Here is a 15,525-nt window from a genome sequence, read left to right as displayed (position 1 = left end):
AGCACGCGCTCGAAGGCCCCTACGGCGACCACACCGGCTACTACAACGAACGCGCCGAGTTCCCGGTGTTCACGGTGGAGCGCATCACGATGCGGCGCAACGCGATCTACCACTCCACCTACACCGGCAAGCCACCAGACGAACCCGCCATGCTCGCGCTGGCGATGAACGAGCTGTTCATCCCGCTGCTGCAGCGCCAGTTCCCCGAGATCACCGACTTCCACCTGCCGCCCGAAGCCTGCAGCTATCGGCTAGCGGTGGTGCAGATCCGCAAGGCCTACGCCGGCCACGCGCGGCGCGTGATGATGGGTGTGTGGAGCCACCTGCGCCAGTTCATGTACACCAAGTTTGTCGTGGTCGTGGACGAAGACATCGACGTGCGCAACTGGGGCGAGGTGATCTGGGCCATGAGCACGCGCATGGACCCGGCACGCGACAGCTTCACCATCGAACACACGCCCATCGACTACCTTGATTTCGCCTCACCCGTGAGCGGCCTGGGCAGCAAGATGGGCCTGGACGCGACGAACAAATGGCCCGGCGAGACACAGCGCGAATGGGGCCGGGTGATGGCCATGGACCCGGTGGTGCGCCAGCGTATGGACCGGCTGGGCGAACAGCTGGGGCTGTAGGGTCGCTGTCGCCCACGCGCTGACAGGCGCGCAGCCCCTGCCCACAATCGCCCCATGGACTTTCAGCACAGCCCCCGGGCGCAGGCGCTCCAACAGCAGCTGGAGAACTTCATGCAGCGTTACCTGCTGCCCCACAACGCGGCCTGGCACCAGGCGGTGCAACTGGGGCAATACCCGCCGCCTTTCCTGGACGACCTGAAGACCCTGGCGCGCGAAGAAGGCCTGTGGAACCTGTTCCTGCCCGGCCTGGGCGACGACGAACCCGGCACGCGCCTGGACAACCTGGACTACGCACCGCTGGCCGAAGCCATGGGCAAACTGCACTGGGCGGCCGAGGTGTTCAACTGCAGCGCGCCCGACACCGGCAACATGGAGCTGCTGCACCGCTTCGCCACGCCCGCGCAGCGCACGCAGTGGCTCACGCCGCTGCTGGAAGGCCGCATCCGATCCGCCTTCGCCATGTCCGAGCCCGACGTGGCCTCGTCCGACCCGACCAACCTGCAAACGACAGTGCGGCGCGAGGGCGATGGCCTGGTGCTCAATGGCCGCAAGTGGTTCATCACCGGCGTCGCCCACCCCAACTGCCAACTGCTGATCGTGATGGCGCGCAACGCGGCCGACGAAAGCGGTGCGCCGGACACCAGGCACCACCAGCACAGCATGGTGCTGGTACCGCTGGACACGCCGGGTATTGAGGTGGTGCGCAACATCAGCGTGGTGCACCACCACGCACCCGAAGGGCATTGCGAGATCGTCTTTCGCCACGTGCGTGTGCCGGCGGACCAGCTGCTCGGCGGCTGGGGCGGAGGATTCGCCATGGCGCAGGCACGGCTGGGGCCGGGCCGCGTGCACCACTGCATGCGCACCATCGGCCAGTGTGAACTGGCGCTGGCGCTCGCCACCGAACGCGCGCTGGAGCGCCAGACCTTCGGCAAGTACCTGGCGGACTACGCCAACGTGCAGGAATGGATCGCGCTGTCTCGCATTGAGATTGACCAGGCGCGCCTGCTGGTGCTGCGCTGCGCGTGGCTGCTCGACCACCCCGAGCAAGCCGAACCCGCCGCCGTGCGCACGCAGGTGGCCGCCATCAAGGTGGTGGCCGCGGGCCTGCAGACCCGCGTGGTGGACCGCGCGATGCAGATCTTCGGCGCCATGGGCCTCTCACCCGACACGCCGCTGGCGCAGTTCTGGACCTGGGGCCGCGCCCTGCACCTGCTCGACGGCCCCGACGAGGTGCACCTGCGCAGCGTGGCGCGGCACGAACTGGCGCGTGCGCGCGAACGCATGGGCGCCTCGTCGGCCTACTTCACCACGCCCGAACAGATGCGCGCAGCGCCCCACATCGCCGCCTGATCCCTGGCACGCCATCAGCGGGGGGCGAGGAATGGAGGGTGAACGGCCGTTCCTTGGGCGTGCGATTCATTCGCCTCAACATGTTGGCCTGCTCCCCGCACCGGAGTTTCTGGCCGGGAACACGCCATGGGTTTTCCAGACACCGGAACGGTTGGTGGTGGCAGCAAGTGCTACACCCCGCGCAGCACGCTGAACGCCCGGAACAGCCGCGCCGGCAACGGCGTCTGCAGTCGCCAGACGATGCTCATGGGGCGGGCACCCTCGGCAGACTCCAGCGTGACCGGGCCGCAGGCGCGGTAGGCCTCGCCCTTGCGCGGTCTCACAAAGAGTTGGAACTGCCATCCATTGGTTGCGCTTTCGAGGTAGCGCCGGCCGCCCGGCGTGTCTGGTCCGGCGCTGTTCTGGGATTGCCAGTGAAAGCGCTCGGCACTGATCGCGTAGTCGTGATACGCGATGCGGTCGTGGTAGCCCTCGCTCTTGTCGAGCGTGACGAACAGCAGCTCGGTCTTGCGGCTGAGCAATGACAAGGTGCCGGCCTGGAACGGCACGCGGCGCGATGCGGTCAGCCAGCCCACCGCCGTGAGGATTTCGCGCGCACCGTAGCCTGCATGCAGGCACAAGGGCGTGTCTTCGAGACCGGGCACAGGATGCGCGCCCAAGGTGCTGCGGGCCTGCAGAAGGGCGGACAGCTCCACCAGCTCGGCAGTGATGGCTGGGTGACGTTCCAAGCGCTCCAGGAAGGCTTCGTGACCTGCAGCCTGCTCGTGCCGTCCATCAATCTGATAGGCCAGCATTTGCATTCCCAGCGCGTCTTCTGCATGGAGTGCTGATGCGCTCCCTTGGCGCAAACCCACAGCGGCCATGACATCGAGTCGGCGCGGGTCATCCACATGCAGCAGATCGCCGAAACGGCGGCTGAAGTAGTCCTCTTCAGGTCCGGGCTCTGAGACGATCAGGCCTGCATCGCGCTTGAGCGATGTCCAGCCGCTGCGGCCTTGTCCGGTACCGGTGCGGTAGATGTCCTCCAGCTCCAGTGCCTGGTGATGCAGGAAGTCGGCCAGTTGAATCGCTGACCGGCCACGCAGCGCCGCATAGGTTTGCAGCTCGCTCTTCAGCCGGCGCCAGTTCTGCGATGTCAGCGAACGCAGGCCTTGCAGCACCTGTTCTCTTGTCTGGCGCTGCAGGTGGATGTGGCAGCCGGGTGGCAAGCTGCCGAAGCCGTTCTCAACACTGTCCACCAGTTCGCGTCGCGACAAGCCGGTCAGGCTCGACAACAGGCGGTCGAAGCGGAACTCGGCGCGGTGCTGGCCGACGAAGTCGAGCACCAGGCAGTTCTCCTTGCCCGGCGCCAAACGCAGGCCACGACCGATCTGTTGCTGGAACAGCACCGGGCTTTGAGTGGGTCGCAGCAACAGCAGCGTGTCCACCATCGGCAAGTCGATGCCCTCGTTGTAGAGGTCCACCGTGACCAGCGCGCACAGCTCGCCGCTGAGCAGGCGTTGCGGTGCGCGTCGCCGTTCTTCGGGCGCCGTCGTGCCGACGACGCACGCCGCAGGAAGACCCGCACGGTTGAGCCAATCGGTCATGAACCTCGCGTGCGCCACCGAAACACAGAAAACAATGGCCCGCGATCGTTTTGCATCGGACGCCAGGCGGCGCCATTCGTTGATGACCAGCTTGGCGCGCACATGATTGCCGGTGACCAGGTTGTCCACCGCCTCGCGCTCGCCCGGCCTGTCCCACGGCACTTCCGAAAAGTCGGTGGCGTCGTCGCAGGCGTAGTACTCGAACGGCGCCAGCAGCTGCAGATCCAGCGCATGCCACAGCCGCAGCTCGACCGCCGGGCTGCCGTCGGGTCGCGAATCGAAATAGGGCGCGATGGGCTGGCCGTCGCTGCGCTCAGGCGTCGCCGTCAACCCAAGCAACACATTGGGGTGAACGGCCCTGGCGAACGCGTCGAACCGATCGGCTGCCAGGCGGTGGCATTCATCCACCACGACCGTGTGCCAGTGATCCGCACCGACGGTGACCACCAGGTCGCGGCTGGTCACGCTGTCGATGGTGGCGAACAGGTGGTCCCAGCGTTCGGGTTGGTGGTTGCCGGTGAGCAGATCGCCGAATTCGGGATCGCGCAGCACCTCGCGGTAGGTGCGCATGGCCTGGCGCAGGATTTCCTCTCGGTGGGCCACAAACAGCAGGCGGGGGCGCCCGCCTTCGATGCGGCAGGTGTTCCGGTAGTCAAACGCGGCCACCACCGTCTTGCCCGTGCCGGTGGCCGCCACCAACAGGTTTCGGTTTCGACCGTGGGCGCGCTCGGTGGTCAACTGCTCCAGCATGTCCTGCTGGTAGGTCTTGGGCTGAAGGTCGAAGAAGCTGATCGTGGCCGAGGGCTCGCCGCCAAACGACTCGCGACCCAGCGCCGCCGCCAGGGCCTGCCGGTGTTCAACGTTGTCTGGGTCGTAACGCTGGAACTCGCTGTCCGCCCACAGCGTCTCGAAGTGGGCCACGGCGCGGGCAAACAGCGCCTCTTGCGCGCGCTGGGTCAGCTTGACCGTCCACTCCAGCCCGCCGGTCAGCGCAGCTCCCGACAGGTTGGCGCTGCCGACATAGGCCGAACCGAAACCAGTCTTGCGCTGGAACAGCCAGGCCTTGGCATGCAGGCGGGTGCGCCGGCCATCCAGTGACACGCGGACCTCACAGCCCGGCAGGCGCGCGAGTTCGTCCAGCGCACGTGCCTCGGTTGCACCGGTGTACGTGGTGGTGAGGATGCGCAGCCGGGTCTTCGGTTGCGCCTGCCCCTCTTGCTGCGCACCCACGGCCGTGATCTGCTGCAGCACATCCTGGAGCTTGCGCACGCCAGAGACCGTGATGAAGCTGACCAGGATGTCCACCTGATCGCTCGATGCCAGCTCGCGACGAATCTCCTGCAGCAACGAAGGTGAACCTTTGCCGGCCGTGAACAGCCAGGGCACGCCCAGCCCGATCTCCGGCGACACGGGGAACTGCTGGTCGCGCTGCACGGCCCTGAGGACCCGCAACGGCGGTGCCACCAGGTCCACCACTTCACCAGGCGCAGAGGCCCCATCCGCGCTGCTTCCTGCGAGCCGCTGCCGCAGCATCACCAGCAACCCATTCACCAGTTCGAGTTGCCGCTTGGCTTTTTCAACCTCGTTGCCAGACACATCGTCGAGGATGGTCGAGAGCTGGCGGGTGATGACATCGGCCAGGAACTCGGCTGCTCCACCCTTGAGCGCCGACACATCGGCACGCGAGGGATCCAACTCGGCGAGCGAACGGGCCAGTCCCTCGGTCAACAACAGGTCATAGAGGCCATCGTGCAATGCCATCGTTGTCCTTGGGTTCAGTTGATCGGGCGCGTGCCACGGCACGCCGGATAGCCGGTGCAGCCCCAGAAGTCGTTGCCGGCGTTGGCGCCGCGTTTGGCGGTGCGCCGAACCATGGGCTTCGCGCACTGAGGGCAAGCCAGTGCCTGGGCTGACGGAGCAGGAGAGTGGGCAACCGACACAACCGGTTTCTGGGCTGGCGAGCGCTCAGCACCTGCCTGGGCCTGCCGCAACAGTCCGTGCAGCTTCGGCCCATCGACCAGCGTCACATTGCGACCGCTCGCAAAGTTGATCGCCTCGTCGGTGAAGCGCCCCGAGGTCACCACGAACCCGCCGGTGGCGCCCTTGGCGGCCATCACACCATACAACTCGCGCACCACGTCCACGCCGACCTTGTAGGCGCGCCACTGCTTGCACTGCACGAGAAACTTTTCTCCCCCGCTCTTGCCCGGCTTGGTGAGAACCAGGTCAATGCCGCCGTCGGGACCGCCGCCCCCGGTTTCCAACACCTGGTAGCCCTGCAGGCGAAACCCTTCCCCCACGAGCATTTCGAACTCGCGCCAGCCCATGCCATCGAGCGCGTCGGTCGCCTTGCTCCTGGCCACATCAGCCACCAGGTTCTTTCGCTCATGGCGCCGCCAGGCAGATATGCCCGCACCCAGCAGGCAAATGAAAGGAACGAAGTATTGGCCGACAGTGGCCAGCGATTTCCAGATCGACTGGGTGAGCATCGCGCCCATTTGACCGGGCTGCGTGGGCGCCATCACCGGTTGGGATGCGATGCTATGAAGCACGAAGTAGCTCCCCACCGCCAACAGCACACCAGCCCACCACGGCAGCATCGCCACCAATTCCAGCAGGTCATCGGCCGTGCTGGTTCTCTTGCGTCTCGCCATCCTTGATTTCCTCCCTTGATCACCTGCGCTGCTTGGCAACCATTTGCCGGCGCGCAGCCTATCCTGCCATCAATCCTATCGATCTCGCTTCTGCTTCATCAGACGGTCATCCCCCCAAAAAGCATCGGAGTGAGCAGCAGATTCAGCTGGCCGAAATCCAGCTCTGCGCACGCCCTTACCCGATGCTGGGAGCAGACCCCCGTCCCTCGAAGGCCAATTGCACGGCCTTGACCACGCGCAAGGCAAGCAGCCGGTCGTCGAGCCGCGGCTACTCCCGTACCAGTTTGCCCGACACCTGCAGCTGTTGTCCTTGACCGAACGGATGATGCGGGCGGCATCAGGGTCCGGCCTCTCCATCACGTCCTTGATACGTCGCTGGGTGAGCTGGAATTGCAACCAGTGGACGGTGTCGCCCTGGAGGCTGGACTGGCACACAAAGACCGGCGAGCGGCGAAGACCCATGCTGAGTGCCACCGCACCCAGGCCGCCCACCTGGAGGCCATGGAAGCCGAGTTGCTGGAGCACATGGAGAAAGAAGAAACCGTGCTGTTCCCCATGCTCAAGGCTGGTGGCACGCCCATGGTGCGCCACCCCATGGGCGTGATGCGCGACGAGCACACCCGCCACGGCGAGCAGCTGGAGCGCCTGATGACCCTGAGCCACGACGCCACCCCGCCCTTCGGTGCCTGCAACACCTGGCGCGCGCTCTACGCCGGCATTGCCCAGCTCTCGGACGACCTGATCAACCACATCCACCTGGAAAACAACCTGCTGTTTCCGCAGTTCGAGCCGCAGGCGGCGGCCTGCTGCCCCTGACAAACCACCGGACTTCAGGCGGGTTGCGGCTGAAGGGTGTTGACGCACAATGCCTGACCCACACCCCCTTTGCCTCCCATGTCGGCCCCCTCTCTCGCCACGCTGTACCCCGCGCTGCTCCACACCCACATCGGCCTGGTCACGCTGAGCGCGGGGCTGTTTGTGTTGCGCTGGCTGGGCGTGCTGGCCGGTGCGCGCTGGCCCCTGCAGCGCCTGTGGCGCACGCTGAGCGTGGTGATCGACACCGCACTGCTGAGCACGGGCGCCACGCTGTGGTGGCTGCTGCAGCTGCACCCGCTGCACCAGCCCTGGCTGGGCACCAAGCTGGCTTGGCTGGTGGTGTACATCGGGCTGGGCACGTTCGCGCTCAAGCGCGGCCGCACGCCAGCGCACAAGTTCGCCTTTGGCGTGCTGGCGCTGGCGGTGCTGGCCTACATGGCGTCGGTGGCGCTGGCGCGGCACCCGCTGGGCTGGTGGCGCCTGTGAGCACACCGACGGCCACGGCCCACCCGCACCGCTCGCGCTGGGTGCGCGGCCTGCTGTGGCTGGGGGGAACGGTGTCGCTGGCGCTGGCAGCGCTGGGTGTGGTGTTGCCGGGCTTGCCCACCACACCGTTTGTGCTGCTGGCCGCCGCCTGCTACGCCAAAGCCTCGCCGCGCCTGCACCGGTGGATGCTGAACCACCGCTGGATGGGCCCGATGCTGCGCGACTGGGAACGCGACCGCAGCCTGACCCGGCGCAGCAAGACCATTGCCGTCGGATCGATGCTGCTCATGGTGAGCGTGTCGGCCTGGGGTTTTCAAGGCCGCCTGGCGGTGCAACTGGTGTTGCTGGCCACGGCCGCCGTGGGGGCCTGGGTGGTGCTGCGCATACCCACCCGCAGGAAGTAGCACAACCCATCGGCACTGTCCGCTGACCGCGGACCGCGGACCGCGCCAGGCTTCATGAGCCTGTGCCGGGTTGAGAAGCCTGCCAGAATCCATGCATGACCGCACCAGCCGCACCCACTGCCCGCAAAAAGCTGCCCATTGGCATACAAAACCTGCGCGAAATCCGCGAAGACGGCCACTACTACGTGGACAAGTCGGGCCTGGCGGTCGATTTGGTGCACAGCGGCAAGTGCTACTTTCTGAGCCGCCCGCGCCGCTTTGGCAAAAGCCTGTTTCTGGACACGCTCAAGCAGATGTTCGAGGGCAAGCGGTCGCTGTTCCATGGCCTGGCCGCCGACGAGCGCTGGGACTGGAGCCGCACGCACCCGGTGATTCGCATCAGTTTTGGTGGCGGGGTGCTGAAAGACCGGGCCGCGCTGGACGAGAGGCTGGGCGAACTGTTGCAAGACAACCAAGACCGCCTGGGCGTCTCCTGCACCCACACATCGCTGAGCGGGCGCTTTGCGCAACTCATTGCCCAAGCCCATGCCCAAACCGGCCAAACCGCCGTGGTGCTGGTGGACGAATACGACAAACCCATCCTCGACAACATCACCGACAGCGCGGTGGCGCTGGAGATGCGCGAAGGGCTCAAAGACATTTACAGCGTGCTCAAAGACGCCGACGAACACCTGCGCTTTGTGTTCATCACCGGGGTGAGCAAGTTCAGCAAGGTGAGTTTGTTTTCTGGCTTGAATCACCTCAAAGACATCACCCTCGACCCCCGCTACAGCGCCATCTGTGGCTACACCGATGCCGATGTGGACACCGTGTTCGCACCCGAACTGCCCGGGCTGGATCGCGAAGAAGTGCGCCGCTGGTACAACGGCTACAACTGGCTGGGCGAAGGCGTGTACAACCCGTTTGACATGCTGCTGCTGTTTGATCGGCGCGAATTCAAGCCCTACTGGTTTGAAACCGGCACACCCACCTTTCTGATCAAACTGCTGGCGCAGGCCCAAACCTTCACGCCCGACATTGGCCGCCTGGTGGCCACCGAAACCCTGCTGTCCACCTTCGACGTGGACAACATACCGCCCGAGGCGCTGATGTTTCAGGCCGGTTACCTGACGATTGACCATGTGTGGCGCATACCGGGGCGCATGGAAGTGACGCTGAAATACCCCAACCTGGAGGTGCAGGCCAGCCTGAACGACAGCCTGTTGCAATACCTGGTGGGCAACCCGTCCATTCCCGGGCCGCACATTGGGCGCTTGTACAGGTTGTTGCAGGCGCAAGACTTCGAGGGCCTGAGAACCCTGTTTCAGGCCTTTTTTGCCAGCATTCCGCACGACTGGTACCGCAGCAACCCCATGGCCCAGTTTGAAGGCTACTGGGCCAGCATTTTTTACAGCCACTTTGCCGCGCTGGGGCTGGACATTCGGCTGGAAGACACCACGAACAAGGGCCGCATCGACATGGCGGTGCTGTTCAACGGGCAAGTGTTTGTGTTCGAGTTCAAGGTGGTGGAGCTGGTGCCCGAAGGGCGGGCGCTGCAACAAATCAAAGACATGCGCTACGCCGACAAATACCGCGCCCGGGGCGAACCCATCCACCTGGTGGGGGTGGAATTCAGCAAGAACGACCGGAACATTGTGGGGTTTGAGGTGGAGACGGGGTGAGTTGAACGCGGCGATGCCGGCGGCGTTGGGGCGGGTGCCTACGCCCCACCCGCCGCCCGCACATCGCGCGGCGTGCCCGGCTTGGCCGCCAGCTTCCAGGTGCGGCGCAGTTGCAGGTCGGAGGCAAAGCCTGCCAGCTCCGCCGCCTGCCCCACATTGCGCCCGCTGCGCAGCGCCGCTTCGGCCACGTCCAGCCGAATGCCCTGCACATAGGCCAGCGGTGCCACCCCCGCGTGCTGGCCAAACAGCCGCGCCAGGTGCCGGGGCGAGGTGCAGGCCACCTCGGCCATGCGCTGCACCGTCCAGTCCGCCTGGGGCGACTGGCTCACCGCATCCTGCACCCGATGCACGGCGGGCTGCATGTGGTTGCGGTGGCTTAAAAATGGCGACAGCTCCGGGTCGTTCGGCCCCCGGCGCAGGGCCACCACCAGCGCCTGCGCCACCCGCGCCGCCACCACCGGCCCGCACACGCCCGACACGCGGTGCAGCATCAGGTCAATGCCCGTGGTCACGCCCGCGCTGCTACACACCGGGCCGTCGGTCACACACACCCGGTTGGCCAGCACCCGGCAGGTGGGGTCGGCCTGGCGCAGCTCGTCCAGATGGTGGTGGTGCGTGGTGGCCTCGCGCCCGGTCAGCAGGCCCGCGTGTGCGGCCAGCACCGCACCGGCGCACACCGTCAGCAGCTCCAGTTGGCCCGCCACCAGCCGCAGCCCGCGCAGCCAGTGCAGGGCATCTTGCGCGGCGGGCGTGTCGGTGTGCATGCGCTCACCCGGCTCGCCCACCAGCACCACCCAGGTGGGTCGCGCCGCATCGGCCAGCAGCCGGGGCAAGGGCAGCACACCGCTCAGGCACACGCCCACCGACGTGACCGGCTCGGCCAGCGGCCCCACAAAACCCAGCTCAAACCGGGGCGGCTGGCCCATGCCGCGCAACACACTGTTGGCCGAGCGCAGCACCTCCGCCGGGCCGGCCCAGTCCAGCGTCAGGCTGTGCGGGAGCAGCACAAACAGCACGCGGATGGCGGGCGGCTGCGGCAAGGCCTGGCCCGTGGTGGGTGTGGTGATGGGGTGCGTCGTCATGGCCGGGGCGCTGCGCCAGCGTTGGTGCTGGCTGGGCTGGTCAAACAGGTGGATGGGGGGCTTGCTGCGTCCATGTGGTTTCCATTTGCAGGGCGGTGCGCTCGGCCAGGGCCTGGCCACTCAGCCCCAGCGCGCGCATGTGGGGGTCAGCCATTGTGGCCACCAGGCGCAGGCTCATGTCCATGCCCGCGCTGATGCCCGCCGACGTGGTGAGGCGGGCGGGGGCGTTTTCTCCCGCTCCGGCCACCACGCCAGCTTCCACCCAGCGCACGCCGCTCTGCACCCGCAGCCTGGGGAACTGCTGCTGCAAATCGGCCTGGTCTTCCCAGTGCGTGGTGACGGGCTCATCCGTCAGCACCCCCGCCGCCGCCAGAATGAACGCGCCCGTGCATACCGAAGCCGTCACGCGGCTGGCTGCGTGCATGCGCTGCACCCAGGCCAGCGTGTCGGGGCAGGCCATCGCCCGGTTGACCACGCCGCCCGGCACCAGCAGCAAATCGGCAGCCAGGGGGGCGGCAAAGTCTGCATCGGGCAGCACCCGCAAACCCGCCCGCGCCTGCACCGGGGCCAGGGTGCGGGCCACGCACGTCACGCCAAACAGCGGCCTTGTGCTTTCTGTGCTTGAACAGTCTGCTGCGTTTTGTGATGCAAGCATCCGCGCAAACACCCGGCTGGCGGTGGTGAACACCTCAAACGGCCCCGCAAAGTCCAGCGCCTCCATGTCGTCAAACGCCAGCAGGGCGATGGTGAACACGGGCGCGGGTGAAGCGGACGCGGTGGGTGTTGGGCTGACAGTGGCTGTCGTGCTCATGCCGCTGCTCCAGCGCCTTCTTCTGCACGGGCCAGCGCCTGCGCCACCGTGCATACACAGGCAAACCGGTCTTGCAGCACCGTGGCCGTGCGCATGGCAATGTCTTTTGCTGGCAGCGCCTTGCCGTCAGGCTGGGTTATGTCGAACGTGAGGGTGGCCTCCAGCACAAAGTCCACCTGCCAGCCCAGGTCGGACGCATGGCGGGTGGTGGTTTCGCAGCACTGCTCGGTGCGGATGCCGCTGACCAGCAGCCGCCCCATGCCCTGCTGCGTGAGCCACACATCCAGCCCCGTGCCCACCAGCGCACTGTGTCGGTGCTTGACGAAAGTGGCCGCCGCCTCAAACCCCAGCAGCCCATCCAGCGGGCGCACATGGCCCGAAGCCAGCGCAAACGGGTTGCCCGCCACCTCGGGGCCATCGCTGTGCAGCACCCGCACCACGGGCACCCCCGCCGCTACACACCCGGCAATCAGCGCGTTCTGCGCCGCCAGGTAGGCAGGCAGATCAGCCTCGGTAAAGAAAGGACGGTGGCGGAAGGACTCCTGCACATCGATCACCAACAGACATGTTTTCATGGAAGGCTCCTGGTTAAGAAGCCTTGATTTTTCCTGTGTCCAACGCCGCTGACCGGCGCGGAAACGGACAGGAAACGATCAGATTGGGACATGGTGTGGTGGGAGCCACGGGCACCGATTTGATCGGATACAGGCAAGCCTGTGCCGTGGCTGGGCTACAGTGCATTCACCCGGAACGCCCCGAAACTGGCTGATGATGCAGCAGGCGGGCGGCAAGGGGAAACAGGGGAGGGGAATTTGGCAACTGTCACGGATGTTGCGCTGATTGGCTGCGGGGGAAGCGGCTGGCGGTGGCGCATGAATTTGCTGAATTCATTGAACCGGTTTATTTCGATGCCTGTCTTGGGGGGATTCCAGAATGGGCGATTGTCTACATCACGTTTGGTTTCAAAAAATATGCCAAAACTCGACACACGCATCACTAACGAAGTCAACGACCTAGTCGAAGTTGGGCTGCGTCTCCATCGAAATGCTTCAACATCCCATAGCGGTATTGGTGGCGACGAGCTTGCAGAGCTGGCTATGTGGGTAACACGCCTTGGCCAACTGATTCGCAAGCTATACGGCGAAAAGAGTCAACACTTCGCGTCTTACAACAAAGCACTATCCACGAACAACTTCTACAACCTTCACAGCAACTACTACGATCATTTCACTCAGGTGTTTGGCGTTGCCAAGGCAATACAGCATGACCTTACCCATGGCCTTCTTGTCGACTTCAAGTCACTCGTACAGGCCGAAGTGTTCGCTGATTTTCTAGAAATGGGAGAGTACCTTCTAGTTGAGGGTTACAAGGACGCGGCCGCAGTCGTCATCGGAAGTGTGCTGGAGGACGGACTTCGAAAACTCTGCGAACGCGCCTCGCTACCGCTGACTGCCGACTCTGGCAAGCAGCTAACGATTGAGCCTTTGAACGCTCAACTCGCAAAAGCGGCAATCTACTCGAAGCTAGTCCAGAAGCAGGTCACAACTTGGGCGCATGTCCGAAACAAAGCCGCGCACGGCGAGTATGCGGAGTACACGCTGGAGCAGGTCAACATGATGCTTCTATTCGTCCAGGGTTTCACAAGTGAGCATCTCTCGTGAGACCTAATTATTGCTCCGGTCCTTGAAAGTCTTTACTCAGGCACGGATCATCCGTAGTGGATGCATACCGGAAAGCTTCAAACTTCACAGGGCCGGATCTGTAGTACGTTAAACAGTCATTCTTGAAATATTCAAAGGCGGCATTTGTCTTCATCCGTGAAGGCAGTACCGATGCATTGATTGGACACCGCCACCCGGCCCACCATCCGCAACCACATGCCCCACCCCTCCTAATCGACCAACCCTCCCTCCAAGGCTTCTGCCCCATAGCCGATGCCGTGGACACGCTCGCCAGCCAAGCGGACGCTGACGCGCGGGGGGCGGTCAACACCCGGCCCGAGGTGGTGAAGTTCATGCTCGATTTGGCCGGGTACACCGCCTGCCAACCGCTGTACAGCATGCGCCTGCTGGAGTCGTCTTTCTTCGGCAAGGGTGTGGGCTGCTGGTAGCCCCAATGGCACAGCCCTCAGCCGCTATACAACAAACTCAGAGCACGTTGTATAACCAGCGCCTACCCAGACCCCTCGCCCAACCCGTTTTGACTTTCTGGTAGAGGGTCGGGCTGGCGCAAGCGTGCAACCGAAGGTGTAAAAACTCTCGAGAACATGGCCCCAGAACTGGCGGGGCACATTGAGGCTGAAGCTGCGAGGGCCCATCGGGGAGCCCCCATCCCAGCCTTCCCCCAGAGGGGGAAGGAGCGAATGCGGGGAGCCTGTTGGTGGGCGCTTGTCCCCGGCTGGCTCCCTCCCCCGCTGGGGGAGGGCTGGGGTGGGGGCACGCCCGCCTAGGCAATCAAGCCGCGCGCCGCGCCAGCACTTCAAACGCCGGCAGCGTCTTGCCTTCCAGCACCTCCAGAAACGCGCCGCCGCCGGTGGAGATGTAGCCCACGTCTTTCTCAATGCCGTACTTGGCAATGGCCGCCAGCGTGTCGCCGCCGCCAGCGATGGAGAAGGCGCTGCTTTCGGCAATGGCTTGCGCAATCACCTGGGTGCCGTTCTCGAACGCGGCGAATTCGAACACGCCCACCGGGCCGTTCCAGACGATGGTGCCGGCTTGCTTCAGTTGCTCGGCCAGCAGCGCGGCGGTTTGCGGGCCGATGTCCAGAATCAGGTCGTCGTCGGCCACGTCGGTGGCGGCTTTCACCGTGGCCACGGCGTCGGGGCTGAAGGTTTTGGCGGTCACCACGTCGGTGGGAATCGGTACCGCTGCGCCGCGGGCTTTCATGGCCTCGATCACGGCTTTGGCTTCACCGATCAGGTCGGGCTCGGCCAGGCTTTTGCCGATTTTCAAACCCGCCGCCAGCATGAAGGTGTTGGCAATGCCGCCGCCCACAATCAGGCCATCCACGTTCTTGGCCAGCGCTTGCAGAATGGTCAGTTTGGTGCTGACCTTGCTGCCGGCCACGATGGCGATGAGTGGGCGTTTGGGCGCGGCCAGGGCTTTGCCAATGGCGTCCATCTCGGCCGCCAGCAGCGGACCCGCACAGGCGATGGGCGCGGTTTCGGCAATGCCGTAGGTGCTGCCTTCGGCGCGGTGCGCGGTGCCAAAGGCATCGTGCACGAAGATGTCGCAAAGCTGGCCGAGTTTGGCGGCCAGCTCGGGTTTGTTCTTTTTCTCGCCCACGTTCAGACGGCAGTTTTCCAGCATGACGAGCTGACCGGGTTCAACGTTCACGCCGTCCACCCAGTTGGCCACCACGGGGATGTTGCGGCCCATGAGTTCGCCCATGCGCGCGGCCACGGGGGCCAGCGAGTCTTCGGGCTTGAATTCGCCCTCGGTGGGGCGGCCCAGGTGGCTGGTCACCATGACGGCGGCACCGGCGTCCAGCGCCATTTGAATGGCGGGGATGCTGGCGCGGATGCGGGTGTCTTCGGTGATGTGGCCTTCTTTGTCTTGCGGCACGTTGAGGTCGGCGCGGATGAACACGCGCTTGTCGCGTGCAAAACCGCTGGCACACACGTCGCTGAATCGGAGGAATTGCATGCTGCCCTCCTCAACCACGACCAACCACGCGGACCATTTCCAAACACTTGTTGGAGTAGCCCCACTCGTTGTCGTACCAAGCCACCACCTTCACAAAGGTGCTGTCCAGCGCGATGCCGGCATCGGCGTCGAACACGCTGGTGCAGGTCTCGCCACGGAAGTCGGTCGCCACCACCTTGTCGGTGGTGTAGCCCAGCACGCCCTTCAGGGCGCCTTCGCTCTGTGCCTTCATCTCGGCGCAGATCTCGGCGTAGCTGGCTTCGCTGTTGAGTTCCACCGTCAGGTCGATCACCGACACGTCAGAAGTGGGCACGCGAAAGCTCATGCCGGTGAGCTTTTTGTTCAGCTCAGGAATGACCACGCCCACGGCCTTGGCGGCGCCGGTGCTGCTGGGGA

At 65.0% G+C, this 15,525-nt stretch carries 14 protein-coding genes and 1 pseudogene; 8 read left to right on the top strand and 7 right to left on the bottom strand.

Features of this window, described 5'->3' with window-relative positions; all coding sequences use genetic code 11:
* Together Q7J58_RS21130 and Q7J58_RS21125 are read left to right on the top strand one after the other, a co-directional pair.
* A partial coding sequence (locus Q7J58_RS21130; RefSeq protein WP_304831843.1) for a UbiD family decarboxylase domain-containing protein occupies positions 1-632 on the top strand: 632 nt, incomplete at its 5' end.
* A gap of 54 nt (positions 633-686) precedes the next feature.
* Positions 687-1,985: an acyl-CoA dehydrogenase family protein gene (locus tag Q7J58_RS21125; protein ID WP_304831842.1), complete on the top strand. Its 1,299-nt coding sequence runs from the start codon at positions 687-689 to the stop codon at positions 1,983-1,985.
* A gap of 170 nt (positions 1,986-2,155) precedes the next feature.
* Here the strand turns inward: Q7J58_RS21125 and Q7J58_RS21120 are convergent, their stop codons facing one another.
* Together Q7J58_RS21120 and Q7J58_RS21115 are read right to left on the bottom strand one after the other, a co-directional pair.
* Positions 2,156-5,332, bottom strand: a complete 3,177-nt coding sequence (locus Q7J58_RS21120; RefSeq protein ID WP_304831840.1) for a DEAD/DEAH box helicase — start codon at positions 5,330-5,332, stop codon at positions 2,156-2,158.
* A 14-nt stretch (positions 5,333-5,346) separates the two neighbouring features.
* A complete protein-coding gene (locus tag Q7J58_RS21115; protein WP_304831839.1) occupies positions 5,347-6,225 on the bottom strand; it encodes a restriction endonuclease in 879 nt (292 codons plus the stop codon).
* 426 nt (positions 6,226-6,651) lie between these two features.
* Between Q7J58_RS21115 and Q7J58_RS21110 the strand changes: the two genes are divergently transcribed.
* The 4 genes from Q7J58_RS21110 (at position 6,652) to Q7J58_RS21095 (ending at position 9,592) form a co-directional block, all read left to right on the top strand.
* On the top strand, positions 6,652-7,041 hold the full coding sequence (locus Q7J58_RS21110) for a hemerythrin domain-containing protein (RefSeq protein ID WP_304831845.1): 390 nt from the start codon (positions 6,652-6,654) through the stop codon (positions 7,039-7,041).
* A gap of 78 nt (positions 7,042-7,119) precedes the next feature.
* Positions 7,120-7,527 carry a SirB2 family protein gene (locus tag Q7J58_RS21105; protein WP_304831838.1) on the top strand — a complete coding sequence of 136 codons (408 nt, stop codon included), beginning with the start codon at positions 7,120-7,122 and terminating at the stop codon, positions 7,525-7,527.
* Positions 7,524-7,931 carry a YbaN family protein gene (locus Q7J58_RS21100; RefSeq protein WP_304831837.1) on the top strand — a complete coding sequence of 136 codons (408 nt, stop codon included), beginning with the start codon at positions 7,524-7,526 and terminating at the stop codon, positions 7,929-7,931. The genes Q7J58_RS21105 and Q7J58_RS21100 overlap by 4 nt, the downstream gene beginning before the upstream one ends.
* Before the next feature lie 95 nt (positions 7,932-8,026).
* The gene (locus tag Q7J58_RS21095) at positions 8,027-9,592 is read left to right on the top strand and encodes an ATP-binding protein (RefSeq protein ID WP_304831836.1); all 1,566 of its coding nucleotides are present in this window, start codon (positions 8,027-8,029) and stop codon (positions 9,590-9,592) included.
* Between the two features lie 38 nt (positions 9,593-9,630).
* Here Q7J58_RS21095 and Q7J58_RS21090 read toward each other — a convergent pair whose 3' ends face one another.
* Genes Q7J58_RS21090 through Q7J58_RS21080 form a run of 3 tightly spaced genes read right to left on the bottom strand, consistent with a single transcriptional unit; the run spans position 9,631 to position 12,060 of the window.
* Positions 9,631-10,674, bottom strand: a complete 1,044-nt coding sequence (locus tag Q7J58_RS21090; RefSeq protein ID WP_304831835.1) for a helix-turn-helix domain-containing protein — start codon at positions 10,672-10,674, stop codon at positions 9,631-9,633.
* Positions 10,675-10,714: 40 nt separating this feature from the next.
* Complete coding sequence (locus Q7J58_RS21085) at positions 10,715-11,485, bottom strand: DJ-1/PfpI family protein (protein WP_304831834.1); 771 nt, start codon at positions 11,483-11,485, stop codon at positions 10,715-10,717.
* Entirely contained in the window at positions 11,482-12,060 is a 579-nt protein-coding gene (locus Q7J58_RS21080; protein WP_304831833.1) for an isochorismatase family protein, read from the bottom strand. The genes Q7J58_RS21085 and Q7J58_RS21080 overlap by 4 nt, the downstream gene beginning before the upstream one ends.
* Positions 12,061-12,201: 141 nt before the next feature.
* Between Q7J58_RS21080 and Q7J58_RS21075 the strand changes: the two genes are divergently transcribed.
* Positions 12,202-13,146 (top strand): hypothetical protein, encoded by a 945-nt coding sequence (locus Q7J58_RS21075; protein ID WP_304831832.1) that lies wholly within the window; start codon positions 12,202-12,204, stop codon positions 13,144-13,146.
* A 278-nt stretch (positions 13,147-13,424) separates the two neighbouring features.
* Positions 13,425-13,595 carry a hypothetical protein gene (locus tag Q7J58_RS21070; protein WP_304831831.1) on the top strand — a complete coding sequence of 57 codons (171 nt, stop codon included), beginning with the start codon at positions 13,425-13,427 and terminating at the stop codon, positions 13,593-13,595.
* Positions 13,596-13,938: 343 nt separating this feature from the next.
* On the opposite strand, the gene Q7J58_RS21065 is transcribed toward Q7J58_RS21070, so the two are convergent.
* Complete coding sequence (locus tag Q7J58_RS21065) at positions 13,939-15,129, bottom strand: phosphoglycerate kinase (RefSeq protein WP_304831830.1); 1,191 nt, start codon at positions 15,127-15,129, stop codon at positions 13,939-13,941.
* A gap of 10 nt (positions 15,130-15,139) precedes the next feature.
* Positions 15,140-15,525, bottom strand: a pseudogene (locus Q7J58_RS21060) (type I glyceraldehyde-3-phosphate dehydrogenase); the annotation flags it as partial.

It is taken from the genome of Hydrogenophaga sp. (assembly GCF_030656115.1).
Lineage (GTDB): Bacteria > Pseudomonadota > Gammaproteobacteria > Burkholderiales > Burkholderiaceae_C > Hydrogenophaga.
The sequence above is the reverse complement of the archived record's forward strand: the minus strand, read 5'-3'. Positions and strand labels throughout refer to the sequence as shown.